At 60.8% G+C, this 24,130-nt stretch carries 23 protein-coding genes; 17 read left to right on the top strand and 6 right to left on the bottom strand.

From position 1 onward, the window contains the following. Positions 1-46 precede the first annotated feature (46 nt). Entirely contained in the window at positions 47-1,855 is a 1,809-nt protein-coding gene (locus tag QF039_RS04510; RefSeq protein WP_307517066.1) for an ABC transporter transmembrane domain-containing protein, read from the bottom strand. Between the two features lie 216 nt (positions 1,856-2,071). Between QF039_RS04510 and QF039_RS04505 the strand changes: the two genes are divergently transcribed. Continuing rightward, positions 2,072-2,245 (top strand): PA1571 family protein, encoded by a 174-nt coding sequence (locus QF039_RS04505; RefSeq protein WP_003218992.1) that lies wholly within the window; start codon positions 2,072-2,074, stop codon positions 2,243-2,245. A gap of 51 nt (positions 2,246-2,296) precedes the next feature. Here the strand turns inward: QF039_RS04505 and pdxB are convergent, their stop codons facing one another. Next, the gene (gene pdxB / locus QF039_RS04500) at positions 2,297-3,439 is read right to left on the bottom strand and encodes a 4-phosphoerythronate dehydrogenase PdxB (protein ID WP_307517065.1); all 1,143 of its coding nucleotides are present in this window, start codon (positions 3,437-3,439) and stop codon (positions 2,297-2,299) included. Between the two features lie 309 nt (positions 3,440-3,748). Here pdxB and QF039_RS04495 point away from each other — a divergent pair, with 309 nt between their 5' ends. After that, complete coding sequence (locus QF039_RS04495) at positions 3,749-5,137, top strand: MATE family efflux transporter (RefSeq protein WP_003218996.1); 1,389 nt, start codon at positions 3,749-3,751, stop codon at positions 5,135-5,137. On the opposite strand, the gene tusA is transcribed toward QF039_RS04495, so the two are convergent. Next, positions 5,134-5,385 (bottom strand): sulfurtransferase TusA, encoded by a 252-nt coding sequence (gene tusA / locus QF039_RS04490; protein WP_003218998.1) that lies wholly within the window; start codon positions 5,383-5,385, stop codon positions 5,134-5,136. The two genes, QF039_RS04495 and tusA, sit on opposite strands and share 4 nt — an antisense overlap. A 108-nt stretch (positions 5,386-5,493) precedes the next feature. Beyond that, complete coding sequence (gene rlmM / locus QF039_RS04485; protein WP_003219000.1) at positions 5,494-6,567, bottom strand: 23S rRNA (cytidine(2498)-2'-O)-methyltransferase RlmM; 1,074 nt, start codon at positions 6,565-6,567, stop codon at positions 5,494-5,496. Between the two features lie 191 nt (positions 6,568-6,758). On the opposite strand from rlmM, the gene acnA reads away from it, so the two are divergent. The 3 genes from acnA (at position 6,759) to QF039_RS04470 (ending at position 12,054) form a co-directional block, all read left to right on the top strand. Continuing rightward, a complete protein-coding gene (gene acnA / locus QF039_RS04480) occupies positions 6,759-9,500 on the top strand; it encodes an aconitate hydratase AcnA (RefSeq protein ID WP_008437584.1) in 2,742 nt (913 codons plus the stop codon). A gap of 111 nt (positions 9,501-9,611) precedes the next feature. Further along, positions 9,612-10,403, top strand: a complete 792-nt coding sequence (locus QF039_RS04475) for a CPBP family intramembrane glutamic endopeptidase (RefSeq protein ID WP_307517064.1) — start codon at positions 9,612-9,614, stop codon at positions 10,401-10,403. A gap of 85 nt (positions 10,404-10,488) precedes the next feature. Next, positions 10,489-12,054 carry a PAS domain-containing methyl-accepting chemotaxis protein gene (locus QF039_RS04470; RefSeq protein ID WP_003219005.1) on the top strand — a complete coding sequence of 522 codons (1,566 nt, stop codon included), beginning with the start codon at positions 10,489-10,491 and terminating at the stop codon, positions 12,052-12,054. Positions 12,055-12,135: 81 nt separating this feature from the next. Here the strand turns inward: QF039_RS04470 and QF039_RS04465 are convergent, their stop codons facing one another. Further along, complete coding sequence (locus QF039_RS04465) at positions 12,136-12,825, bottom strand: alpha/beta family hydrolase (RefSeq protein WP_134325956.1); 690 nt, start codon at positions 12,823-12,825, stop codon at positions 12,136-12,138. A 79-nt stretch (positions 12,826-12,904) separates the two neighbouring features. On the opposite strand from QF039_RS04465, the gene ccoN (QF039_RS04460) reads away from it, so the two are divergent. The 8 genes from ccoN (QF039_RS04460) to ccoP (QF039_RS04425) all read left to right on the top strand — a co-directional run bounded on the left by ccoN (QF039_RS04460) (position 12,905) and on the right by ccoP (QF039_RS04425) (position 19,790). Beyond that, positions 12,905-14,329 carry a cytochrome-c oxidase, cbb3-type subunit I gene (gene ccoN / locus QF039_RS04460; protein WP_307517063.1) on the top strand — a complete coding sequence of 475 codons (1,425 nt, stop codon included), beginning with the start codon at positions 12,905-12,907 and terminating at the stop codon, positions 14,327-14,329. Between the two features lie 10 nt (positions 14,330-14,339). After that, positions 14,340-14,948 carry a cytochrome-c oxidase, cbb3-type subunit II gene (gene ccoO / locus QF039_RS04455; protein WP_003219010.1) on the top strand — a complete coding sequence of 203 codons (609 nt, stop codon included), beginning with the start codon at positions 14,340-14,342 and terminating at the stop codon, positions 14,946-14,948. 3 nt (positions 14,949-14,951) lie between these two features. Then, positions 14,952-15,158, top strand: coding sequence for a cbb3-type cytochrome c oxidase subunit 3 (locus tag QF039_RS04450; protein ID WP_177040100.1), 207 nt, complete (start codon positions 14,952-14,954; stop codon positions 15,156-15,158). Next, positions 15,155-16,102, top strand: a complete 948-nt coding sequence (gene ccoP / locus QF039_RS04445; RefSeq protein ID WP_003219014.1) for a cytochrome-c oxidase, cbb3-type subunit III — start codon at positions 15,155-15,157, stop codon at positions 16,100-16,102. Before QF039_RS04450 ends, ccoP (QF039_RS04445) begins: the two co-directional genes overlap by 4 nt. Before the next feature lie 472 nt (positions 16,103-16,574). After that, positions 16,575-18,017: a cytochrome-c oxidase, cbb3-type subunit I gene (gene ccoN, locus QF039_RS04440; protein ID WP_003219015.1), complete on the top strand. Its 1,443-nt coding sequence runs from the start codon at positions 16,575-16,577 to the stop codon at positions 18,015-18,017. Then, on the top strand, positions 18,017-18,625 hold the full coding sequence (gene ccoO / locus QF039_RS04435; RefSeq protein ID WP_003193167.1) for a cytochrome-c oxidase, cbb3-type subunit II: 609 nt from the start codon (positions 18,017-18,019) through the stop codon (positions 18,623-18,625). Before ccoN (QF039_RS04440) ends, ccoO (QF039_RS04435) begins: the two co-directional genes overlap by 1 nt. A 5-nt stretch (positions 18,626-18,630) precedes the next feature. After that, positions 18,631-18,816 carry a CcoQ/FixQ family Cbb3-type cytochrome c oxidase assembly chaperone gene (locus QF039_RS04430; RefSeq protein WP_008437575.1) on the top strand — a complete coding sequence of 62 codons (186 nt, stop codon included), beginning with the start codon at positions 18,631-18,633 and terminating at the stop codon, positions 18,814-18,816. Beyond that, positions 18,813-19,790, top strand: coding sequence for a cytochrome-c oxidase, cbb3-type subunit III (gene ccoP, locus QF039_RS04425; RefSeq protein WP_177019528.1), 978 nt, complete (start codon positions 18,813-18,815; stop codon positions 19,788-19,790). The genes QF039_RS04430 and ccoP (QF039_RS04425) overlap by 4 nt, the downstream gene beginning before the upstream one ends. A gap of 93 nt (positions 19,791-19,883) precedes the next feature. Here ccoP (QF039_RS04425) and QF039_RS04420 read toward each other — a convergent pair whose 3' ends face one another. Further along, complete coding sequence (locus tag QF039_RS04420; RefSeq protein ID WP_177437393.1) at positions 19,884-20,564, bottom strand: hypothetical protein; 681 nt, start codon at positions 20,562-20,564, stop codon at positions 19,884-19,886. A gap of 634 nt (positions 20,565-21,198) precedes the next feature. Here QF039_RS04420 and QF039_RS04415 point away from each other — a divergent pair. The 4 genes from QF039_RS04415 (at position 21,199) to QF039_RS04400 (ending at position 24,040) form a co-directional block, all read left to right on the top strand. Then, positions 21,199-21,453, top strand: coding sequence for a type II toxin-antitoxin system Phd/YefM family antitoxin (locus QF039_RS04415; RefSeq protein ID WP_003219024.1), 255 nt, complete (start codon positions 21,199-21,201; stop codon positions 21,451-21,453). Further along, on the top strand, positions 21,453-21,863 hold the full coding sequence (locus QF039_RS04410; RefSeq protein WP_087694843.1) for a type II toxin-antitoxin system VapC family toxin: 411 nt from the start codon (positions 21,453-21,455) through the stop codon (positions 21,861-21,863). The genes QF039_RS04415 and QF039_RS04410 overlap by 1 nt, the downstream gene beginning before the upstream one ends. Positions 21,864-22,070: 207 nt before the next feature. Next, on the top strand, positions 22,071-23,486 hold the full coding sequence (ccoG, locus tag QF039_RS04405) for a cytochrome c oxidase accessory protein CcoG (RefSeq protein WP_003219028.1): 1,416 nt from the start codon (positions 22,071-22,073) through the stop codon (positions 23,484-23,486). Positions 23,487-23,500: 14 nt separating this feature from the next. After that, positions 23,501-24,040 carry a FixH family protein gene (locus QF039_RS04400; RefSeq protein WP_008437568.1) on the top strand — a complete coding sequence of 180 codons (540 nt, stop codon included), beginning with the start codon at positions 23,501-23,503 and terminating at the stop codon, positions 24,038-24,040. Positions 24,041-24,130: the final 90 nt, after the last annotated feature.

Genomic DNA, 24,130 nt, shown 5'->3' with positions numbered 1-24,130 from the left:
AAAATGCCCGCATTGAGAGATGCGGGCATTTTTTGTGGGCGGTGAATCAGTGGGTGGTCGACTCACCATCACTGAACTGCAACGCCGCCAGCCGTGCATACAGCGGATTGCTGGCGATCAGTTGCTGATGCGTCCCCACCGCCACCAGCTTGCCCTGGTCCATCACGGCAATCCGGTCGGCATTCTTCACGGTGGCCAGCCGGTGGGCGATGACCAGGGTGGTGCGCCCTTCCATCAACTGCGGCAGCGCCTGCTGGATCAGGTGTTCGCTCTGGGCGTCCAGCGCGCTGGTGGCTTCGTCCAGCAGCAGGATCGGTGCATCCACCAACAAGGCCCGGGCGATGGCCAGGCGTTGGCGCTGGCCGCCCGAAAGGCCCATGCCGCCGTCGCCCAGGTGGGTCTGGTAGCCGTCGGGCATTTGCAAAATGAAGTCGTGGGCGTGGGCGATGCGCGCCGCCTCCTCGACCTGGGCAAAGGTGGCCGTCGGATCGCCGTAGCGGATGTTCTCCTCAACGCTGCCGAAAAACAGCGCCGGGCTCTGGGACACCAGGGCGAAACAGCGGCGCAGGTCCAGCGGATCCAGCTCGGTCAGCGGGTGGCCTTCAAGCAGGATGCGGCCTTGCTGGGGATCGTAGAAACGCAGCAACAGATCGAACATCGTCGATTTACCCGCGCCGGACGGACCGACCAGGGCCAGGGTTTCGCCTGCATTGATGCTCAGGCTCAAGCCGTCGATGGCAAAACGATCCGGGCGCGACGGATAGGAGAAGCGCAAATCCTGGATTTCCAGGCGGCCGCTGACCCGCTCCGGCAGCTCGATCACGTTGGCTTCGGGCGCCTTGATCTCATTGCTCGACTGCAGCAATTCGCCAATCCGCTCCGCCGCACCGGCGGCGCGCTGCAACTCGCCCAACACTTCACTCAAGGTACCGACGGCACTGCCGACGATCAGGCTGTAGAACACGAACGCCGCCAGCTCACCACCGGAAATGCGCCCGCCGATCACGTCCATGCCGCCGACCCAGAGCATCACGCCCACGGCGCCCAGCACCAGCATGATCACCAGGGTAATCAGCCAGGCGCGCTGCACGATGCGTTTGCGGGCGGTGGTGAAGGCCTCTTCCACCGTCAGCGCGAAGCGCTGTTCGTCCTGGACCTGGTGGTTGTAGGCCTGCACGGTCTTGATCTGGCCGAGGGTTTCGGACACATAGCTGCCGACATCGGCGATGCGGTCCTGGCTCTGGCGCGACAGGCTGCGCACCCGGCGGCCGAAGATCAGGATCGGCGCCAGCACCAGTGGCAGCGCTATCACGACGATGCTGGTGAGCTTGGGGTTGGTGACAAACAGCAGCACGATCCCGCCGATCACCATCAAGGCGTTGCGCAGGAACAGCGACAGCGAGGAGCCGATCACCGATTGCAGCAAGGTGGTGTCGGTGGTCAGCCGGGACTGGATTTCCGAGCTGCGGTTGTTTTCGTAGAAGCCCGGATGCAGGTAGATCAAGTGGTTGAACACCTGCCGCCGGATGTCCGCCACCACCCGCTCGCCGATCCACGACACCAGGTAAAACCGCGCAAAGGTGCCCACCGCCAGGCCCAGCACCAGGATCATGAACAGACCGATGGATTGGTTGAGCAGGTGCGGCGACTGGGTCATGAACCCCTGGTCCACCAGCAGGCGAATACCCTGGCCCATGGACAAGGTAATGCCGGCGGTGACGATCAGCGCCAACAAGGCGCCCAGGGCCTGCCAGCGGTAGGGAGCGACGAAGCGACTGGCCAGGCGAATCGCGCGGCGTTGACGGGCTGAGAGCATGGAGGGTTTCACCTGAAGGTTGGAGACGGGAACCTGCATAGCTACATGGGGGGAACTTGAGCGAATCACAATGAGTCAGGTTAATTATGCTCACCGAACCTAGGCCCTAGAGGCTATCGGTCTAAGGACCGGCTGGAAATTTGTATCGGTTTCTGCTGGACTGGGCATTCGATCTGCGGGCCGCGCAAGGAGTTGTAACAACGCGGTCACGCGGGGGTTTTAAAGTAGGTACACAACCTGATGAGGAGACGGGCCATGTCCTTGCAAAACAGCAGCAACGCCAAAATTCAAGTGATCCGCCAACCGCAGCAGTTGCCTTGCTCGTACATCGACGCTCAGGGCCGCGAAGTGCAAATCACCGAAGAAATGATCCAGAGCGCGTGCGCCGAACTGGAACAGAAATTGGTCAAGCCTGCCAAGCGAGGCTGATTCGCCCACGCTCTCTTAAACCCGGCCTTGATGGCCGGGTTTTTTATGCCTTCAGATTGCCTGTGCGCCCAATGCCGCCACGATGTTCGACAAGGCGGCAGACTCGCCGTTGATCCGCACTTTCAAGCCGTCAATCTCACGCCGCTCGGGGTAGTGCTTGCGCAACAGGTCGAAGGCCTTGCGCTGCTCATCCACTGTGCCTACCAGGCTGCGGCGGAAATCCGCGTCATCACGGCGCGGGTCGTACACGCTGCGGCACAGGGTCGCCAGGGCCCAGGCCGGATCGGTATTGGCATTGAGGCTGACTTCGGCCAGCCACGGCTCCGGCAGCAAGTCGCTCAATTGAATCGTCGGGTCCTGACCAAGATGCCGGCAAAACGCCTGATAGATCTGCGCCGTGCCGCGCTGCTTGCCGTCCAGGCTGTAGCCGGCGATATGCGGGGTGGCCAGTACACACAGGTCGGCCAGGTCGACGTCCACCTGGGGCTCGCCTTCCCACACATCCAGCACGGCCTGCAGGTCTTCGCGCGCCAGCAGCACCTCCTTGAGGGCGGCGTTGTCCACCACCGGGCCGCGGCTGGCGTTGATCAGCCAGGCACCGGGCTTGAGCTGGTTGAGGCGCTCGCGGTCGAACAAGTGCCAGGTGGAGCCGTTGCCGGACTTGCTCAGCGGCGTGTGCAGACTGATCACATCGCACTGCTCGACGATCTGCTCCAGGCTGACGTAATCACCGTCCTCGGCGATCTGCCGGGGCGGGTCGCACACCAGCACGTTCCAGCCCAACGCCTTGAGCACCTTGACCAGACGCCCGCCGACTTCACCAGCACCCACCACACCGTAGGTGCGCTGGGCCAGGTCGGCGCCTTCGATCTCGGCCAGGGTCAGCAGGCTGCCCAGCACATAGTCGACCACGCCACGGGCATTGCAGCCGGGGGCGCTGGACCACTGGATGCCGGCGCGCTGGAAGTAATCGAGGTCGAGGTGATCAGTGCCGATGGTGCAGGTGCCGACAAACCGCACCGGCGTGCCTTCGAGCAAGGCCCGGTTGACGTTGGTCACTGAACGCACCAGCAGCACATCGGCCTGCTCGATCGTCGCGCGGTCGATGGACCGGCCCGGAACCCGGCGAATCTCGCCGAATCCTTCAAAGAATGCATCGAGCAGCGGGATATTTTCGTCGGCAACAATCAGCATGGCAGGCTCCTTTCGCGGATCAGCAGTGTACAGCGGTTTTCCTTGTGGCGAGGGAGCTTGCTCCCGCTGGAGTGCGCAGCGCTCCCAAATGCAGCACCGTGTTTTTTCAGGTACACATCGGTTGCCCGTTCTGGGGCTGCTGCGCAGCCCAGCGGGAGCAAGCTCCCTCGCCACAGCAAGCGCCCTCACCACAAAACGCTATATATGCGCGGGGATGTGTTTACAAATCCACAACACAGGTTTTTTCCTGACCAACACGTCAAGGCGTAGAATGCGCCGTCCTGCGCTCCCCCTATCGGACATCTGTACGTGAACACTGCCACAACCACCACCGCCCTTTCTCGCCCCGCCCGCGTCAGCCTTGAAGTGCGCAACCTGCTGGCCCTGGCGCTGCCGATCATGATCGGGCAACTGGCGACCACCGCCATGGGGTTCGTCGATGCCGTGATGGCCGGGCGTGTCAGCTCCCGAGACCTGGCGGCGGTCGCCCTGGGCAACTCCATCTGGATCCCGGTGTACCTGCTGATGACCGGCACCCTGTTGGCCACCACGCCGAAAGTCGCCCAGCGCTTTGGTGCCGGCACCCACGGTGAAATCGGCCCGCTGGTGCGCCAGTCGATGTGGCTGGCACTGGTGGTGGGAATTACCGCGCTGCTGTTGCTGATCAGCGCCGAACCGATCCTGCACCTGATGAAGGTCGATCCCGAGCTGATCAAGCCCTGCATGGGCTACCTGCACGGCATCGCTTCGGGCATGCCGGCCATTGCGCTGTACTACGTGCTGCGCTGCTTCAGCGACGGGCTGGGCCGAACGCGGCCGAGCATGGTCATGGGCCTGTGCGGGCTGGCGCTGAATATTCCGCTGAACTATGTGTTTATCTACGGCCACTTCGGCGTGCCGGCCATGGGCGGCATCGGTTGCGGCTGGGCCACGGCGATCGTGATGTGGGTGATGATGCTCGGCCTGGCCGCCTGGACCCGCTGGGCACCGGTGTATCAGAGCAGCGAGCTGTTCAAGCGCTTTGACTGGCCGCAATGGTCGGTGATCAAGCGTGTGTTGAGCATTGGCTTGCCCATCGGGATCGCGGTGTTCGCCGAGTCGAGCATTTTTGCGGTGATCGCGCTGCTGATCGGCAGCCTCGGCGCCACGGTGGTGGCCGGGCACCAGATCGCGCTGAACTTCAGTTCGCTGGTGTTCATGATTCCCTATTCCCTGAGCATGGCGGTCACCGTGCGCGTGGGCCAGGCCCTGGGCCGAGGAGAACCCCGTGAGGCGCGCTTTGCCGCAGGTGTCGGAATGGGCACCGCGCTGGTGTATGCCTGCCTGTCCTGCAGCCTGATGCTGCTGTTTCGCGAACAGATCGCCACCATCTACACCCAGGACCCGCTGGTGATCCAGGTGGCGGCGATGCTGATTGTGTTTGCGGCGCTCTTTCAGTTCTCGGACGCGATCCAGGTCACGGCCGCCGGCGCACTACGTGGTTACCAGGACACTCGGGTGACCATGGTGCTGACGTTGTTTGCGTATTGGGGCGTGGGCTTGCCGGTGGGCTACGCGCTGGGGCTGACCGAGTGGCTGGGCCAGGCCCGAGGCCCGAGCGGCTTGTGGCAGGGGCTGATCGTGGGCCTGAGCTGTGCCGCGGCGATGTTGGTGATCCGCCTGGTGCGCAGCGCACGCAAGCGGATTCGCCGGGCTTAAGCCGATTTCTTGCGGATCCAGTATAGGTAAGTACCGGCCTGTTCCTGCTGGTCCACCAGTTCATGGTCGAGAAACACGCAGAACTTGGGGATGTCGCGACGGGTCGACGGATCGGTCGCGATCACCTTGAGCAAGCCTCCGGGCGCCAGGTCGCGGATGTGCTGGTGCAGCATCATCACTGGCTCCGGGCAGTTGAGGCCGGTGGCGTCGAGGACGGCATCGACGGGTAAATCAGGGGTCAGGCTCATGGTTTACTCCTAAACAGGCCGGCATTTTAACGGTAACGCGGGGCGCCAGGTAGCCAGCGGCGCCCTCGGTTTTTTCGCGAGCAAGCTCGCTCCTACATTGAGCAGCGTTTACCGGGCCTTTGGCTTCTTCACATCCAACCGGCGCAAATGGCAGGTCACTTCTTCACGGTCGTGGTACAGCTGCTTGCAGCCGATCTCCACCCGGATGCCACGTTCCTTGAAGCCTTCCGCGATGCGTTCAAGTAGGCGCTTCACTTCGGCATAACGCTGCTTCATCGGCAACTTCAGGTTGACCACTGCTTCGCGGCAATGTCCCTCGCCGATCCAGGTTTCCAACAGGGCCGCATTGCGCGCCGGTTTCTCGACGATGTCGCAGACCATCCAGTCCACCGGCTGCTTGGGGGTGTAGATGAAGCCGTCGGCCATCAAGTGCTGCACCAGCCCGGTATCCATCAGGCTTTCGGCCATCGGGCCGTTGTCGATGGCGGTCACCAGCATGCCGCGGTTGACCAGTTGCCAGGTCCAGCCGCCAGGCGCTGCGCCGAGGTCGACGCCGGTCATGTCGCTGTGCAGGCGCTCGTCCCACTGGTCTCGGGGGATAAAGTGGTGCCAGGCCTCTTCCAGCTTCAAGGTCGAGCGGCTTGGCGCGTCCCGCGGGAATTTGAGGCGCGGGATGCCCATCGGCCACATGGCCGAGTTGTTCGACTCGGCCAGGCCCATGAACACTTCGCGGCCGCTCTTGAAGGTCAACAGCAGGCGCGGCTTGCTGGCGTCTTCCACCAGTTTGCCGGCGGCCATCAGCGCCTTGCGCAAGTGAACTTCGAATTTCTTGCAGAAGTTCGACAGCTCCTTGCCGTCATTGGTGTCGACCATTTCCAGCCACAGGCTGCCGCACACCGGGAAATCCCGCAGGTGCGCGAGGATCACGCTGATACGGTCGGTTTCCGGCAAGTCGATGAACACCCCGCGCGCCCACTGCCTCGGGAAGATCAGCTCGGCAAAGCGTTGGCCGCGCATCAGGCGCTGGGCGCCGTCTTCTTCGGTGCAGACAAATTCGGCGCAGGCGCTGCCGGTCTTGGCCTTGGCATAGCCCGAAACGTTCAGGCGTGCGGCGTGTTCCGCGATCTCGGAACAGACTTCGCCTTCAAAACCCGGGCGGCAGTGCATAAAAAGGGTGTTCATCAACTCTCCTGGATCACGGGCTTGCTATAGCGCAATGCCTGTCATGAAAACGCGCGCATGATAGCCGAGTTCGGAACCTTGGACTTATTGATAGAGTCCAGTAATTAGCCAGCTACTTAAAACAGGGCTAATTTGTAAGCTCTGTTCGTCCCGTCAGGTCCGTAGCCGTGCGGACCATAAGGAGTCATGTAATGTCATCCCTTGATAGTCTGAGAACCCTTAAAACCTTACAGATCGACGACAAGACCTATCACTACTTCAGCCTGCCCGAAGCCGCCAAGAGCCTGGGTGATCTGGACAAGCTGCCGATGTCCCTCAAGGTGCTGCTGGAAAACCTGCTGCGCTGGGAAGACGAAAAGACCGTCACCGGCGCCGACCTCAAGGCCATTGCCGCCTGGCTCAAGGAGCGCCGCTCCGACCGCGAGATCCAGTACCGCCCCGCCCGGGTGCTGATGCAAGACTTTACCGGCGTGCCCGCCGTGGTCGACCTGGCCGCCATGCGCGCCGCCGTGGCCAAGGCCGGCGGTGACCCGCAACGCATCAACCCGCTGTCACCGGTGGACCTGGTGATCGACCACTCGGTGATGGTCGACAAGTTCGCCACCACCGGCGCCTTCCAGGAAAACGTCGACATTGAAATGCAGCGCAACGGCGAACGCTACGCCTTCCTGCGCTGGGGCCAGAGCGCCTTCGACAACTTCAGCGTGGTACCGCCGGGCACCGGCATCTGCCACCAGGTCAACCTGGAATACCTCGGTCGCACCGTGTGGACCAAGGATGAAGACGGCCGCACCTATGCCTTCCCCGACACCCTGGTCGGCACCGACTCCCACACCACCATGATCAACGGCCTCGGCGTATTGGGCTGGGGTGTGGGCGGGATCGAAGCGGAAGCCGCGATGCTCGGGCAGCCGGTGTCGATGCTGATCCCGGAAGTGATCGGCTTCAAACTCACCGGCAAGCTGAAAGAAGGCATCACCGCCACTGACCTGGTGCTGACCGTCACCCAGATGCTGCGTAAAAAGGGCGTGGTCGGCAAATTTGTCGAATTCTATGGCGACGGCCTGGCAGATCTGCCACTGGCCGACCGCGCCACCATCGCCAACATGGCCCCGGAGTACGGCGCCACCTGTGGCTTTTTCCCGGTGGATGAAGTAACCCTGGACTACCTGCGCCTGTCGGGCCGTCCTGCAGAAACCGTCAAACTGGTGGAGGCCTACACCAAGGCCCAGGGCCTGTGGCGCAATGCAGGTCAGGAGCCGATCTTTACCGACAGCCTGGCGCTGGACATGGCCAGCGTCGAAGCCAGCCTGGCCGGGCCTAAACGTCCGCAAGACCGTGTCTCGCTGCCTAACGTCGGCCAGGCCTTCAGCGATTTCCTCGACCTGCAATTCAAACCCACCAACAAGGAAGAGGGCCGCCTGGAAAGCGAAGGCGGCGGCGGTGTTGCGGTGGGCAACGCCGACCTGATCGGTGAAGCCGACTACGACTTCGAAGGCCAGACCTATCGCCTGAAAAACGGCGCGGTGGTGATCGCGGCCATTACCTCCTGCACCAACACCTCCAACCCGAGCGTGATGATGGCGGCGGGACTGGTGGCGAAAAAGGCCGTGGAGAAAGGACTGAAGAGCAAGCCCTGGGTGAAAACCTCCCTGGCGCCGGGCTCCAAAGTCGTGACTGATTACTACAAAGCGGCAGGCTTGACCCAATACCTCGACAAGCTGGGCTTCGACCTGGTGGGTTATGGCTGCACCACCTGTATCGGCAACTCCGGGCCGCTGCCCGAGCCGATCGAAAAAGCCATCCAGAAAGCCGACCTGGCCGTGGCCTCGGTGCTCTCGGGCAACCGTAACTTCGAAGGCCGGGTGCATCCCCTGGTGAAAACCAACTGGCTGGCCTCCCCGCCCCTCGTGGTGGCCTATGCCCTGGCCGGCACCGTGCGCATGGACATCAGCAGCGAACCACTGGGCACCGGCTCTGACGGAAAACCGGTGTACCTGCGGGACATCTGGCCCAGCAGCAAGGAAATCGCCGACGCCGTCGCCCAAGTCAGCACCCAGATGTTCCACAAGGAATACGCCGAGGTGTTTGCCGGTGATGAACAGTGGCAGGCCATTGAAGTGCCGCAGGCTGCAACCTACGTGTGGCAGAAGGACTCCACCTACATCCAGCACCCACCTTTCTTCGACGACATCGGCGGCCCGCTGCCGGTGATCGAAGACGTCAAGGGCGCCAATGTGCTGGCATTGCTGGGGGACTCGGTGACCACCGACCACATCTCCCCTGCCGGCAACATCAAGACCGACAGCCCGGCCGGCAAATACCTGCGCGAGCAAGGCGTCGAACCGCGGGACTTCAACTCCTACGGCTCGCGTCGCGGCAACCATGAAGTGATGATGCGCGGCACCTTCGCCAACATCCGCATCCGCAACGAAATGCTCGGCGGCGAGGAAGGCGGCAATACGATCTACATCCCTACCGGCGAGAAAATGCCGATCTATGACGCCGCCATGAAATACCAGGCCTCGGGCACCCCGCTGGTGGTGATCGCCGGCCAGGAATACGGCACCGGCTCAAGCCGTGACTGGGCGGCCAAGGGCACCAACCTGCTGGGGGTCAAGGCGGTGATCGCCGAGAGTTTCGAGCGGATTCACCGTTCCAACCTGGTGGGCATGGGCGTGCTGCCCCTGCAGTTCAAGCTGGACCAGAACCGCAAGGCACTCAAGCTGACCGGCAAGGAGAAGATCGACATCCTCGGGCTGACCAACGCCGAGATCGAGCCACGCATGAACCTGACGCTGGTGATCACCCGTGAGGATGGCAGCAGCGAGAAGGTCGAAGTGCTGTGCCGCATCGACACCCTCAATGAGGTCGAGTACTTCAAGGCCGGCGGGATCCTGCACTACGTGTTGCGGCAGTTGATTGCCTCGTAACTGACACGCGCTACCCAAAACACCGCCTTCCCTGGCGGTGTTTTCATTTTTACCGTCGGTGACGCTCGGTATACTGCCGCCCTCAGATTTTGACTGTCACAAGGATTCCCCATGCTTGCATTGCCATGGCTGTACCTGGCGCTTCTTTCCATCGGCTATGTACTTGCCTTGAGCTACGGGCAATTGGGGTTAATGGCGGCACTGTCTGTCGCCATGCTGCTGTTGGCCGGGTTTGCCGTGCGGCAACAGCGAAACCCGTGGGTACGCTATCTGGGCCACGGGCTGTTTATCGTGCTGGCGCTGGGGCTGGCGATGCATTGGCTGCCGGGGTTCTACAACGGTCGCGGGATCGCGCCGCAGCGTTTTACGGACGACGCCGTGCCTTTCTCGATGTACCTGAACCAGGACAAACCGTTGATTGGCTTCTGGCTGCTGCTGGCCTGCCCGTGGATTGTTGCGCGCCGGTCCCTGCGCCTGTCGATCTACGCCACCGCCCTGGCGTTGACACTGACGGCGATTGCCGCCCTGGGCGGCGCTGCGTTGCTGGGCGTCATCAGTTGGGCCCCGAAGTGGCCTGAGCAGGCCTGGCTGTGGGTGTTGAATAACTTGCTGCTGGTGACCCTGGTGGAGGAAGCGCTGTTCCGCGGTTATATCCAGGGCGGCCTGAGCCGACGGTTCAGGCAATTGCCCTATGGTGAAAACCTCGCCCTGCTGTTGGCCGCCCTGCTGTTCGGCCTGGTACACCTGGGCGCAGGCTGGCAGTGGACCCTGCTGGCGACCATCGCAGGCCTGGGCTACGGCCTGGCGTATCGCTTTGGCGGATTGGGCGCGGCGATCGTTACGCACTTCGGGCTGAACCTGCTGCATTTCGGGTTGTTTACCTATCCGATGCTGGCGGGCTGAGGCTGCGCCGATTGTTGCAAAAAATAAGTTAAATAAAACCCCGCGACGGTCGACAACCTGTCAAAGCCTTGCGGATTGAACAATCATGCGTAATAACCAACCCGTTACCCAGCGCGAACGTACCTTCCCCGCTCAGCAACGGTTGATCTCCACCACGGATGCCAAAGGCGTGATCACCTACTGCAACGACGCCTTCGTCGAGATCAGTGGGTTTTCCCATGACGAACTGCTGCGTGCCCCGCACAACCTGGTTCGTCATCCGGATGTGCCGGCGGCAGTGTTCGCACACATGTGGTCCACGCTCAAACAAGGCTTGCCATGGATGGGCATCGTCAAGAACCGCTGCAAGAGCGGTGATCACTATTGGGTCAACGCCTATGTGACACCGGTCTTCGACGGCAACCAGGTGATCGGCTACGAGTCGGTGCGGGTCAAGCCCACCGCCGAGCAGATCCGCCGTGCCGAAGCGCTTTACCAGCGCATCAACCAGGGCAAGCCGGCCATCCCGCGCCGCGACAAGTGGCTGCCGGTGTTGCAGGACTGGCTGCCGTTTATCCTGGTCAGCCAGTTGAGCTTCCTGATTGGCGTCTGGCTCAATTCCCACTGGGGCTTTGCCCTGGCAGCGGCGCTGTCGGTACCGCTGGGCCTGTTGGGCCTGAGCTGGCAACAACGCGGGCTCAAGCGCTTGCTGCGCCTGGCCGAACAGACCACCTCAGACCCGCTGATCGCGCAGATGTACACCGACAGCCGCGGCGCCCAGGCGCGCCTGGAAATGTCGATCCTCAGCCAGGAGGCGCGCCTGAAGACGTGTCTTACCCGTTTGCAGGACACGGCTGAACACCTCAACTCCCAGGCGGCGCAGTCCAATACCCTGGCGCATAACAGCTCCAGCGGTCTTGAACGCCAGCGCGTGGAAACCGAACAGGTGGCCACCGCGGTCAACCAGATGGCCGCGACGACTCAGGAAGTCGCCAGCCATGTGCAACGCACCGCCGATGCCACCCAGGAAGCCAATCGCCTGACCGGGCGTGGCCGTGATATCGCCGGCGAAACCCGCGAAGCGATTCAGCGCCTATCGGTGGCCGTGGGCGAGACCGGCGTGACCGTGACCCAACTGGCCAAGGACAGTGACGAAATCGGTGGCGTGGTGGATGTGATCAAAGGCATCGCCGACCAGACCAACCTGCTGGCGCTGAACGCGGCCATCGAAGCGGCTCGTGCCGGGGAGATGGGTCGCGGCTTTGCGGTGGTGGCCGACGAAGTGCGGCAACTGGCCCAGCGCACCAGCGAGTCCACCGGGCAGATTCATGCGCTGATCGCCAAGCTGCAACAGACCGCCAGCGCGGCCGTACAAACCATGGACGCCGGGCATCGCCAGGCGGAAGAAGGTGTGGCACGGGTGATGGAAGCGGATCAGGCGCTGATCGGGATCAGCGAGGCGGTGGCGCATATCACTGATATGACGGCACAGATTGCGGCGGCGACCGAAGAGCAGAGCTCGGTGGCGGAAGAGATCAGCCGTAACATCAGCACCATTGCGCTGCTGGCGGACCAGACGTCGGAACAGGCGTTGAATTCGGCGCAGTTGAGTGAAGAGCTGACGCATACCGCCAATACTCAGTATTCGCTGGTAGAACGCTTTAACCGGTAAACCGCTTTCGCGAGCAAGCCCGCTCCCACATTTGGAATGCATTTCAAATGTGGGAGCGGGCTTGCTCGCGAAAGGGCCCTATCAGGCGCCGAGAAACCCGGCCACCTTCACCGCCGCAGCCTCCAGATGCTGCTCATGACTGAACCCCGAAGCCTTCAACGGCTTCAAATCATGATCCCCCGCCACCAGCCACATCACCTCGATGCTCGGCGACAACACGTACCCTTCCACCGCCGCCCGATTGCCCAGTGCATCCCGCTCACCCTGCACAATCAACGTCGGCGTCTTCAGCCCGGCCAGGTGCTCGGTCCGTGGCTTCTCCGGCTTGCCCACCGCATAGAACGGATAACCCAGGCACACCAGCGCGTCCGCGCCCAATTCATCCGCCAATAGACTGGCCATCCGCCCGCCCATGGACTTGCCGCCAACGGCCAGTTTCCCAGCGACATGACGTCGCACCTCGGCGTACACCTCGCGCCAGCATTCCAGCAATTTCGGCGCAGGATTGGGCGGACGCTTGCCCCCATCCACACGACGCTGGGCCATGTACGGAAACTCGAAGCGCAATACGTTCACGCCATGCCCCGCAAGGCGTGCAGCCATGTCTTCCATAAAGCCCGAGTCCATTGGCGCGCCCGCGCCGTGGGCCAGGATCAGCGTCGCGGGCGTACGCGCGATAGACCCTGTCGCGGCCTTCCACAACCAGCCGCGTTCCCGCACACACTGCGCCCATTGATCCCCGTCAATACTGGCCTTGTGCTCTTTGCCCATGCTTGCCTCGCTTTTTAGTCTGCCTATAACTCCAGCCCAAGTGCCGCATTTGCTTGGGTTGAACCGTGGATGGGGAACCATGAACACTACTTTAAGTACCGCCTATAACTACAAGGTGGTCCGCCAATTCGCCATTATGACGGTGGTGTGGGGCATCGTCGGCATGGGGCTCGGGGTTTTTCTCGCTGCCCAGTTGGTATGGCCCGAACTCAACTTCAATTTGCCCTGGACCAGTTTCGGCCGCTTGCGCCCGCTGCACACCAACGCGGTGATCTTTGCCTTTGGCGGTTGCGCGCTGTTTGCCAGCTCCTTCTACTCGGTGCAACGCACCTGCCAGACCCAATTGTTCGCGCCAAAGATCGCGCAGTTCTGCTTCTGGGGCTGGCAGCTGGTCATTGTGCTGGCCGCGATCACCTTGCCGCTGGGCTACACCAGCTCCAAGGAATACGCCGAGCTGGAATGGCCGATCGACATCCTGATCACCATCGTCTGGGTGGCCTATGCCATCGTGTTCTTCGGCACGGTGATGAAGCGCAACACCAAGCACATCTACGTCGGTAACTGGTTCTTCGGTGCGTTCATCATCACCGTAGCGATCCTGCATATCGTCAACAACCTGGAAATCCCGGTCAGCCTGACCAAGTCCTACTCGCTGTACGGCGGTGCGACGGATGCCATGGTGCAGTGGTGGTACGGGCATAACGCGGTAGGCTTTTTCCTCACCGCCGGCTTCCTCGGGATGATGTACTACTTCGTGCCGAAACAGGCCGAACGTCCGGTGTATTCCTATCGCCTGTCCATCGTGCACTTCTGGGCCCTGATCACCCTGTACATCTGGGCCGGCCCGCACCACTTGCACTACACCGCGCTGCCGGACTGGGCACAGTCCCTGGGCATGGTGATGTCGCTGGTACTGCTGGCACCGAGCTGGGGCGGGATGATCAACGGGATGATGACCCTGTCGGGCGCCTGGCATAAGTTGCGCAGCGACCCGATCCTGCGCTTCCTTGTCGTCTCTCTCGCGTTCTACGGCATGTCGACCTTCGAAGGGCCGATGATGGCGATCAAGACGGTCAATGCCCTCTCCCACTACACCGACTGGACCATCGGCCACGTACACGCCGGGGCGCTGGGTTGGGTAGCGATGATCTCCATCGGCGCGCTGTATCACATGATCCCGAAAATCTTCGGTCGCGAGCAGATGTACAGCCTCGGCCTGATCAACGCGCACTTCTGGCTGGCCACCATCGGCACCGTGCTCTACATCGCCTCGATGTGGGTCAACGGCATCGCCCAGGGCCTGATGTGGCGTGCGGTCAACGAAGACGGCACCTTGACCTACTCCTTCGTCGAAACCCTGGTGGCCAGCCACCCAGGCTTCATCGTGCGACTGGTGGGCGGGGCGATCTTCCTCAGCGGCATGATCCTGATGGCTTACAACACTTGGCGCACTGTGCGTTCGGCACAACCCGCCGAAGTCGCCGCTGCGGCGCAGATGGCCTGAGGAGTCGATGATGAAACACGAAACCATTGAAAAGAACGTCGGCCTGCTGATGCTGCTGATGGTGCTCGCCGTGAGCATCGGCGGCCTGACCCAGATTGTGCCGCTGTTCTTCCAGGATGTGACCAACAAGCCGGTGGAAGGCATGAAGCCCTACACCGCGCTGCAACTGGAAGGTCGCGACATCTATATCCGCGAAGGCTGCGTACAGTGCCATTCGCAGATGATCCGCCCGTTCCGCGCCGAAACCGAGCGTTATGGCCACTACTCGGTGGCCGGTGAAAGCGTGTGGGATCACCCGTTCCTGTGGGGCTCCAAGCGTACCGGGCCGGACCTGGCCCGCGTCGGCGCGCGCTACTCGGACGACTGGCACCGCGCGCACTTGTACAACCCGCGCAACGTGGTACCGGAATCGAAGATGCCGGCGTACCCATGGCTGGTCACCGCCCCGGTCGACAGCAGCCACACCGAGACCAAGCTCAAGGTGATGCGCACCCTCGGCGTGCCGTACACCGACGACGACATCGCCGGTGCCGTGGCCTCCCTCAAGGGCAAGACCGAGATGGACGCGCTGGTTTCGTACCTGCAAGTGCTCGGCACTGCCATCAAGAGCAAGAGGTGAGCCATGGGATTTGATTTCGATGCTGGAACCATCCGCGGCCTTGGCACGCTGGTCGTGGCCATCGCCTTCATCGGCCTGTCGCTGTGGGTGTTCAACTCCCGGCGCAACGCAGAGTTCGCCGAGGCGTGCCTGCTGCCGTTTGCCGATGAACCGCTACCGCCAACCCCCGACGCTCAAGAAGAGCCTGCAACAAGGAGCAACCGGCCATGACTACCTTCTGGAGTACATGGATCTGTGTACTGACCCTCGGCAGCCTGATCGGCCTGACCTGGCTGTTGATCGGCACCCGCAAGGGCGAGACCAAGGGCAGCGTGGACCAGACCATGGGCCACGCCTTCGACGGGATCGAGGAGTACGACAACCCGCTGCCACAATGGTGGTTCATGCTGTTCGCCGGCACCCTGGTGTTTGCCGTCGGCTACCTGATCCTCTACCCGGGCCTGGGCAACTGGAAAGGCGTGTTGCCGGGCTATGAAGATGGCTGGACCCAGACCAAGGAATGGGACAAGGAAATGGCCAAGGCCGACGCCAAATTCGGACCGATCTTCGCCAAATTCGCGGCCATGCCGGTGGAAGAAGTCGCCAAGGACCCGCAGGCGCTGAAAATGGGCGGTCGCCTGTTCGCCTCCAACTGCGCGGTGTGCCATGGCTCGGACGCCAAGGGCGCCTACGGCTTCCCGAACCTGGCAGACAACATCTGGCGCTGGGGCGGTTCGGCGGATGCAATCAAGATGACCATCATGAATGGCCGTCATGCCGCGATGCCGGCCTGGGGTGAAGTGCTGGGTGAGGACGGTGTGAAGAACGTCGCAGCCTATGTGCGCCATGAATTGGCAGGCCTGCCGCTGCCGGCGGACAGCACTGCGGATGTCGCCGCGGGCCAAGTGGCATTCAGCACCACCTGTGTCGCCTGCCACGGGCCGGAAGGCCATGGCGTGGAAGCCATGGGCGCGCCGAATCTGACGCAGCCAGGCGGCTTTATCTACGGCACCAGCCTGGCGCAGTTGCAGCAGACCATTCGCCACGGCCGCCAGGGCCAGATGCCTGCGCAGGAAGTACTGCAAGGCAATGACAAGGTGCACCTGCTGGCCGCCTATGTTTACAGCCTGTCCCACAATGCTGATGGCGCAACGCCTGACAGCCAACCCGAGTAATCCTGCACCACCCAAAAGCCGCGCCTGATTCAGGCGCGGCTTTTTTGCGACCCATTGTCGCACCCTTCCGATCGCTGACTTTCCCCTCCTGCCATTCGGGTCTACGCTTGTTTGCACAGTGGACTGGCATTGGCCGGTCGACGGCCGACTTGCACTCGATGGGTTGAAACATTTCTGCTCGATGACAGGCGCAAAGGCTGGTACCTACCGGCTGTCGTGCCACTGGCCATTCGTCACCCGAGCTGCTTGTTTACACACACTCAGTTACAAGTACCTTCGACCCGTTTAAAATCCTGTCCAAGTCGTCAGCTTTTAACCCTGAATTTTGTCCCTACGCCAAACATGGAAAGGGCGCAGAATCTGGTTTGGAACGCATTGACGCAGGTCACCTTGCGTTGCAATGGAATCTTGCTTTCTCCATACTTGCGACCGATTTTTACCCTATAAAAAAACTAAACCGTGGAACCTTAGAATGAGCACAGCAATCAGTCCGACTGCTTATAACTATAAGGTAGTCCGCCAGTTCGCCATCATGACGGTGGTCTGGGGGATCCTTGGCATGGGGCTCGGCGTTTTCATTGCCTCGCAACTGGTTTGGCCAGAGTTGAATTTTGGCCTGCCATGGACGACATTTGGACGCCTGCGCCCGTTGCACACCAACCTGGTGATTTTCGCCTTCGGTGGATGTGCACTGTTTGCCACTTCTTACTACGTCGTGCAGCGAACCTGCCAAACGCGACTGATTTCCGATGCACTGGCGGCCTTTACCTTCTGGGGTTGGCAAGCGGTCATCGTGGGCGCGATCGTCACCCTGCCGCTGGGCTACACCACCACCAAGGAATACGCCGAGCTGGAATGGCCGATCGCCATTTTGCTGGCGATTGTCTGGGTGACCTACGCAGTGGTGTTCTTCGGCACCATCGTCAAGCGCAAGACCAAGCACATCTATGTCGGCAACTGGTTCTACGGGGCATTTATCCTGGTGACGGCGATGCTGCATATCGTCAACCATGCGTCCTTGCCGGTGAGCTTCTTCAAGTCCTACTCGGCCTACGCCGGTGCGACGGACGCAATGATCCAGTGGTGGTACGGCCACAACGCCGTAGGTTTCTTCCTCACCACCGGCTTCCTGGGGATGATGTACTACTTCGTGCCGAAACAGGCCGAGCGTCCGATCTACTCCTATCGCCTGTCCATCGTGCACTTCTGGGCCCTGATCACCCTGTACATCTGGGCAGGTCCGCACCACCTGCACTACACCGCATTGCCGGACTGGGCCCAGTCCCTGGGCATGGCGATGTCGATCATCCTGCTCGCGCCAAGCTGGGGCGGCATGATCAACGGCATGATGACCCTGTCGGGCGCCTGGCATAAATTGCGCACCGACCCGATCCTGCGGTTCCTGGTGGTCTCCCTGGCGTTCTACGGCATGTCGACCTTCGAAGGCCCGATGATGGCCATCAAGACGGTCAACTCGCTGTCCCACTACACCGACTGGACCATCGGCCACGTACACGCCGGCGCCCTCGGTTGGGTAGCGATGATTTCCATCGGCGCGCTGTACCACATGATCCCGAAACTGTTCGGCCGTGCGCAGATGCACAGCGTCAGCCTGATCAACACGCACTTCTGGCTGGCCACCATCGGTACCGTGCTCTACATCGCCTCGATGTGGGTCAACGGCATCACCCAGGGCCTGATGTGGCGTGCAATCAACGATGACGGCACCCTCACCTACTCCTTCGTCGAAGGGCTGCAAGCCAGCCATCCGGGTTACATCGTGCGCGCCCTGGGCGGTGCGATCTTTGCCAGCGGCATGCTGTTCATGGCCTACAACGTGTGGCGCACCGTGCGTGCCTCCGACCCTGTAGAAGCCGAAGCCGCTACCAAGATCGCCGTTGTGGGAGCTCACTGATGAAGCATGAAGTAGTCGAGAAGAATATCGGCCTGCTGGCCTTCTTCATGGTCATCGCCGTGAGTATCGGCGGCCTGACCCAGATCGTTCCGCTGTTTTTCCAGGACGTGACCAACAAGCCGGTGGAAGGCATGAAGCCGCGCACCGCCCTTGAACTGGAAGGCCGCGACGTCTACATCGCCAACGGTTGTGTCGGCTGCCACTCGCAGATGATCCGCCCGTTCCGTGCCGAAACCGAACGCTACGGCCACTACTCGGTCGCCGGTGAAAGCGTGTGGGACCACCCATTCCTGTGGGGTTCCAAGCGTACCGGCCCGGACCTGGCCCGGGTCGGCGGTCGTTACTCCGATGACTGGCAGCGTGCGCACTTGTACAACCCGCGCAACGTGGTGCCCGAATCGAAAATGCCGGCGTACCCGTTCCTGGTCGAAAACAAACTCGACGGCAAGGACACCGCCAAGAAGATGGAAGTCTTGCGCACCCTGGGCGTGCCCTACACCGACGAAGACATCGCCGGCGCGGCAGCGGCCGTGAAGGGCAAGACCGAAATGGACGCACTGGTGGCCTACTTGCAAGGCCTTGGCACCATCATCAAAAGCAAACGGTGATCTGGATGGATATCGGGATGATTCGAGGCCTGGGCACCGTTGTCGTGATGGTGGCCTTTATCGGCCTGGCCTTGTGGGTGTTCAGCCCCAAGCGCAAGTCGGAGTTTGAAGACGCGACGTTGCTGCCCTTCGCGGATGATCCCGAAGCCATCAAGCACGTCGTGGAAGCGTCTAGGAGTAACAAAGAATGACTACGTTCTGGAGTCTGTACGTCACAGTCCTCAGTCTGGGTACCATTTTCGCCCTGACCTGGCTGCTGCTGTCGACCCGCAAGGGCCAGCGCGCCGAGCAAACCGATGAAACCGTCGGCCACTCGTTCGACGGCATCGAGGAGTACGACAACCCGCTGCCCAAATGGTGGTTCATGCTGTTCGTCGGCACCATCATCTTCGCCCTCGGTTACCTGGCGCTGTACCCTGGCCTGGGCAACTGGAAAGGCCTGCTGCCGGGCTACAGCTACCTCGACAACGACAAGCAAACCCCGTTTGCCAATGGCCAGACCGGCTGGACCGGCGTGCACGAATGGGAAAAGGAAATGGCCAAGTCGGACGCCCGGTTCGGGCCGATCTTCGCCAAGTTCGCCGCCATGCCGATCGAAGAAGTGGCCAAGGACCCGCAAGCCTTGAAGATGGGTGGCCGCCTGTTCGCCTCCAACTGCTCGGTGTGCCACGGTTCCGACGCCAAAGGTGCCTACGGCTTCCCCAACCTGACCGACGCCGACTGGCGCTGGGGCGGCGACCCGGCCACCATCAAGGAAACCATCATGAAGGGCCGCCACGCGGTGATGCCGGCGTGGGCCGAAGTCATTGGCGAGCAAGGCGTGGCCGATGTGGCCGGCTTTGTGGTGACCAACCTCGATGGCCGCAAATTGCCGGAAGGCGCGAAGGCAGACGTGGCCAACGGCGAGAAACTCTTCGCCGCCAACTGCGTGGCGTGCCACGGTCCCGCCGGTAAAGGTACACCCGCCATGGGCGCGCCTGACCTGACCCACCCTGGCGCGTTCATCTACGGTTCGAGCTTCGCGCAACTGCAGCAGACCATCCGTTATGGCCGTCAAGGCCAGATGCCTGCGCAGGAGCAGTTGCAGGGCAATGACAAGGTGCACTTGCTGGCGGCCTATGTTTACAGCCTGTCCCATGGAGACAAGGCAGCTGAGGAGCAGTAAGCATTAAAACCAAAAAGCCCCGCGCAGCCAATGCTGCGCGGGGCTTTGGTAATGGGGCATTGGTGGAACTCAACTTACCCCGAGGACGAGGCGTTACCGTTCTTCATGCACTTGGTCCACTCTTTTAATAGCAGCGTTGATCGCCCCCCGATCAGCCGATTTAGACCAATCCGTCAGTCCTAACTGTGCCACTAACTCAGGACGACTCAAGATTTCCCGCGCGACCATCGCTTCATCTGGGCCGCGATCATGACGCGTCCCATCCGCGATGTTCTTCAGTGAAGCGTAAGTCACACCCTCCCTGCGATCAATCCCACCCCAACCGCGCTCCGGGTAATAGGTGTCATATTCATTCAGGAGCTTTTGCGCCAGTTCTTTATCACTCATCGTGGCCAGGGGAAACCCCATATTCTGACCCACGGTTATGATACTTTCACGATCGATTTTGCCATCGTGCTTATGCTTTCCGTACCCATCGAGTTTCTCCATGAGTACAGGATTTTCCAGCAGCGAACGGGCGAAATTCATGTCGTCACTGCTGTAGCCACTCTGCGCAGAGGCATACGCTACCTGTCGTAGAGAGTCGCGGGTGATGTAGTCTGGTTGCGCAGGGTCGGCATACTTATCAAAGTTTCTGAGTAGACGGTCGGCCACCCGATAATCATTCCAACTACTGAATTGCTCTACGCTGATGCCAGAGGATACTGGCAGCGTCGAAGCCGATGGTGGAACGGCTCCAACATTATGCGTGTCATTAGCACGTTGAATGGTCATTGGTTTCCTCGATTTGAATAACGTCAAAACAAAATAAATTTATCGGCGCGCAAGAGACCTAGGCATAACGCTCAACAATTGCTCATCAAAGGTTTCATCGTGGTAACGCTGCGCGCTGCTACAAAACATTGCCGAACACTGATCCAGACTTGATCTCAACGTCGGCATTTCCTGCGTGGCAATAACGCGATCAGCGTTCCTACAACAAACGTTTCATTCTGTGTAAACAAAGGCTCGTTTGGGCCTAAGAACTGATATCGCAGAAGCGTCAGCTTCCTAACCAATCGTTGTAGGTTATTTAACAGCGCAAAAAGCAGTTATAAAAACGCCACCACACCGGCCCGTAGACCTCTCCTGATTTACTTACTCAACACCAGGAAGTCGCAAGGGAAACGGCAAGGTGCACTTGCTGGCGGCGTATGTTTCGGACTGTCCCATGGGAACAAGCCGCCAGACGCCGTGTGAGGAAAAGCGGTGAAAAAAAACGGCCCCGCCAGTGGAGATTGGCGGGGCCGTTTTATTTTCAAGTCGAAAAAGTCGTCACCGCCAGCAACGCATCTACATTTGAGATTGATCAAGAAAACCGCAGGTAGTAACGTGACTACATTCGTACTCCATACGGAGGTTAGCCCCCATGACCATCACCACCATTTCCAGCCGTGAATTCAATCAAGACACAAGCGGTGCCAAAAAAGCCGCCCGTCAAGGCCCGGTTTTTATCACTGACCGGGGCAAGCCTGCCCATGTACTGCTAAGCATTGAGGACTACCAAAAACTGACAGGCCTCAATGCCGACATCGTTGACCTGTTGGTGATGCCAGAAGCGGCAGATATCGAGTTCGAAACCGAACGCGCCGTGATCACTCATCGACCCGTGGACTTCACTTGATGTATCTACTCGACACCAACGTCATCTCTGAACTGCGCAAACCCCAAGCCGATGCCAAGGTCGTCGCCTGGGCCAAAAGTGTCATCGCGCCACGGATGTATATTTCGGCCATTACCTTGAAGGAACTGGAAACAGGAGTCCTGCGAATGGAGCGGCGTGATCCCGCCCAGGGAAAGGTTTTGCGCACATGGCTCAAGCGCCATGTCATGCCGGCGTTTGATGCCAGAATCCTGCCGATTGATGCAGCAGTTGCCCTGCGCTGTGCCAGCTTGCATGTGCCAGACCAAGCCAACGAAAGTGACGCGCTGATCGCTGCAACCGCGCTGGTTCATGGGCTGACAGTGGTCACGCGCAACACTGGCGACTTTCAATCCAGCGGCGTCGCGCTGATCAATCCATGGGACGAATGACCGGTAAGGCTGAAAAAACCGTCCATACTTCACAAGTCAATTGACCCAGATCACGTACACCATCAATTGATTTCCCCCAACGCGACCAAAGGTCGCACCCGTCGAAGGGTATCAGGGGCGTATCATTAGGCCACTGCAACACCCCTATTTTGACCCCGGCTGGCACGTACTGGCCGAGGCAAATCTCCACTGCCGTGGGATGCAATGATGAGCAACCAGATTCCGGTACATGACGTTACCCCGCCTGCCAAAAATTCGAATAACACCGTCGATCTCTACGCATCGCGGGAGAAAATCTACACCCGTGCCTTCACCGGTTTGTTCCGCAATCTGCGGATGCTCGGGGGGGCCGGTTTGTTCCTGCTCTACTTCGGCACCGTGTGGCTGAACTGGGGTGGCCACCAGGCTGTCTGGTGGAACCTGCCGGAGCGTAAATTCTTCATTTTTGGCGCGACTTTCTGGCCCCAGGATTTCATCCTGCTGTCGGGCATCCTGATCGTGGCGGCGTTTGGCCTGTTCTTCATCACCGTGTATGCCGGCCGCGTCTGGTGCGGCTACACCTGCCCGCAAAGCGTGTGGACCTGGATCTTCATGTGGTGCGAAAAGGTCACCGAAGGCGACCGCAACCAACGCATCAAGCTGGACAAGGCGCCGATGAGCGCCAACAAGTTCCTGCGCAAGTTCGGCAAGCACAGCCTGTGGCTGATCATCGGCTTCGTCACCGGCATGACCTTTGTCGGCTACTTCTCGCCGATCCGTGAACTGGTGTTCGATTTCTTCACCGGCCAGGCGGATGGCTGGTCGTATTTCTGGGTCGGCTTCTTCACCCTCGCCACCTACGGCAACGCCGGCTGGCTGCGCGAGCAGGTGTGCATCTACATGTGCCCGTATGCGCGTTTCCAGAGCGTGATGTTCGACAAGGACACGATGATCGTTTCCTACGACCCGCGCCGTGGCGAAGTCCGTGGGCCGCGCAAAAAAGGTATCGACTACAAGGCCCAGGGCTTGGGGGACTGCATCGATTGCACGATGTGCGTGCAGGTGTGCCCTACCGGCATCGACATCCGTGACGGCCTGCAGATTGAATGCATCGGCTGCGCTGCCTGCATCGACGCCTGCGACAACATCATGGACAAGATGGAATACCCGCGCGGGCTGATCAGCTACACCACCGAGCACAACCTGTCCGGGCAGAAAACCCATAAGCTGCGCCCGCGCCTGATCGGTTATGCCCTGGTGCTGCTGGCGATGATCAGCCTGTTGGTGGCCGCCTTCTTCGTGCGCTCGCTGGTGGGTTTCGACGTCAGCAAGGACCGCGTGCTGTACCGCGAAAACGCCGAGGGCCGGATCGAAAACGTCTACAGCCTGAAGATCATGAACAAGGACCAGCGCGACCACACCTACGTGCTTGACGCCGCAGGCCTGCCAGACCTCAAGCTGCAAGGCCGGCGCGAGATCAAGGTAGCGGCCGGGGAAATCTTCAGCATGCCGGTGGAGTTGTCGAGCGCACCGGAACAACTGCCGTCGAGCACCAACGAGGTGAAATTCATCCTCAGGGATGCCGATGACGACAGCGTCCACATTGAAGCCAAGAGCCGATTCATCGGCCCACAAGTCCGTTAATAGAGAGCCGAACAATGCCCGCAGCTACTGCCGCAAGCCCCTGGTACAAGCACCTTTGGCCCTGGATCATCATTGGGATCCTGACCTGCTCGGTGACGTTGACCTTGTCCATGGTGACCATCGCGGTGAACAACCCCGACAACCTGGTCAACGACAACTATTACGAGGCCGGCAAAGGCATCAACCGTTCCCTGGACCGCGAACTGCTGGCCCAGACTCTGCAACTGCGGGCCAAGGTGCACCTGGACGAGTTGACCGGCGAAGTCGAATTGCACCTGACCGGCAACAGCGGGCCCGGCACCCTGGAGCTGAACCTGATTTCGCCGACCCAGCCGGAGAAGGATCGCAAGATCATCCTGACCCGCAGCGACAGCGAACCCGGCCGCTACATCGGCCAGGTGACCGACAAGGTCGAAGGCCGCCGCTTCGTCGAGCTGCTGGGGGTGGAAGGCGACCGGACCTGGCGTATGTTTGAAGAAGAACAGGTCAGCCATGACAAGGACTTGCTGCTGGGCGACGAGCCGCTGCAGGGTGCTGAAGACCTGAAAAAATAGAGCGTCACCTGTTTGATCGTTCCCACGCTCTGCGTGGGAATGCATCCCGTGACGCTCCGCGTCACAAGAGCGGACGCGGAGCGTCCAGCG

The sequence above is a fragment of the Pseudomonas sp. W2I6 genome (assembly GCF_030815935.1).
Classification (GTDB): Bacteria; Pseudomonadota; Gammaproteobacteria; order Pseudomonadales; family Pseudomonadaceae; genus Aquipseudomonas.
This window is presented reverse-complemented; position numbering and strand designations above follow the sequence as displayed.

Coding starts and splice junctions, on each gene's coding strand:
- QF039_RS04510 (WP_307517066.1), bottom strand. CDS start 1,855: ATGCAGGTTCCCGTCTCCAACCTTCAGGTGAAACCCTCCATGCTCTCA.
- QF039_RS04505 (WP_003218992.1), top strand. CDS start 2,072: ATGTCCTTGCAAAACAGCAGCAACGCCAAAATTCAAGTGATCCGCCAA.
- pdxB (WP_307517065.1), bottom strand. CDS start 3,439: ATGCTGATTGTTGCCGACGAAAATATCCCGCTGCTCGATGCATTCTTT.
- tusA (WP_003218998.1), bottom strand. CDS start 5,385: ATGAGCCTGACCCCTGATTTACCCGTCGATGCCGTCCTCGACGCCACC.
- rlmM (WP_003219000.1), bottom strand. CDS start 6,567: ATGAACACCCTTTTTATGCACTGCCGCCCGGGTTTTGAAGGCGAAGTC.
- acnA (WP_008437584.1), top strand. CDS start 6,759: ATGTCATCCCTTGATAGTCTGAGAACCCTTAAAACCTTACAGATCGAC.
- QF039_RS04475 (WP_307517064.1), top strand. CDS start 9,612: ATGCTTGCATTGCCATGGCTGTACCTGGCGCTTCTTTCCATCGGCTAT.
- QF039_RS04470 (WP_003219005.1), top strand. CDS start 10,489: ATGCGTAATAACCAACCCGTTACCCAGCGCGAACGTACCTTCCCCGCT.
- QF039_RS04465 (WP_134325956.1), bottom strand. CDS start 12,825: ATGGGCAAAGAGCACAAGGCCAGTATTGACGGGGATCAATGGGCGCAG.
- ccoN (WP_307517063.1), top strand. CDS start 12,905: ATGAACACTACTTTAAGTACCGCCTATAACTACAAGGTGGTCCGCCAA.
- ccoO (WP_003219010.1), top strand. CDS start 14,340: ATGAAACACGAAACCATTGAAAAGAACGTCGGCCTGCTGATGCTGCTG.
- QF039_RS04450 (WP_177040100.1), top strand. CDS start 14,952: ATGGGATTTGATTTCGATGCTGGAACCATCCGCGGCCTTGGCACGCTG.
- ccoP (WP_003219014.1), top strand. CDS start 15,155: ATGACTACCTTCTGGAGTACATGGATCTGTGTACTGACCCTCGGCAGC.
- ccoN (WP_003219015.1), top strand. CDS start 16,575: ATGAGCACAGCAATCAGTCCGACTGCTTATAACTATAAGGTAGTCCGC.
- ccoO (WP_003193167.1), top strand. CDS start 18,017: ATGAAGCATGAAGTAGTCGAGAAGAATATCGGCCTGCTGGCCTTCTTC.
- QF039_RS04430 (WP_008437575.1), top strand. CDS start 18,631: ATGGATATCGGGATGATTCGAGGCCTGGGCACCGTTGTCGTGATGGTG.
- ccoP (WP_177019528.1), top strand. CDS start 18,813: ATGACTACGTTCTGGAGTCTGTACGTCACAGTCCTCAGTCTGGGTACC.
- QF039_RS04420 (WP_177437393.1), bottom strand. CDS start 20,564: ATGACCATTCAACGTGCTAATGACACGCATAATGTTGGAGCCGTTCCA.
- QF039_RS04415 (WP_003219024.1), top strand. CDS start 21,199: ATGACCATCACCACCATTTCCAGCCGTGAATTCAATCAAGACACAAGC.
- QF039_RS04410 (WP_087694843.1), top strand. CDS start 21,453: ATGTATCTACTCGACACCAACGTCATCTCTGAACTGCGCAAACCCCAA.
- ccoG (WP_003219028.1), top strand. CDS start 22,071: ATGAGCAACCAGATTCCGGTACATGACGTTACCCCGCCTGCCAAAAAT.
- QF039_RS04400 (WP_008437568.1), top strand. CDS start 23,501: ATGCCCGCAGCTACTGCCGCAAGCCCCTGGTACAAGCACCTTTGGCCC.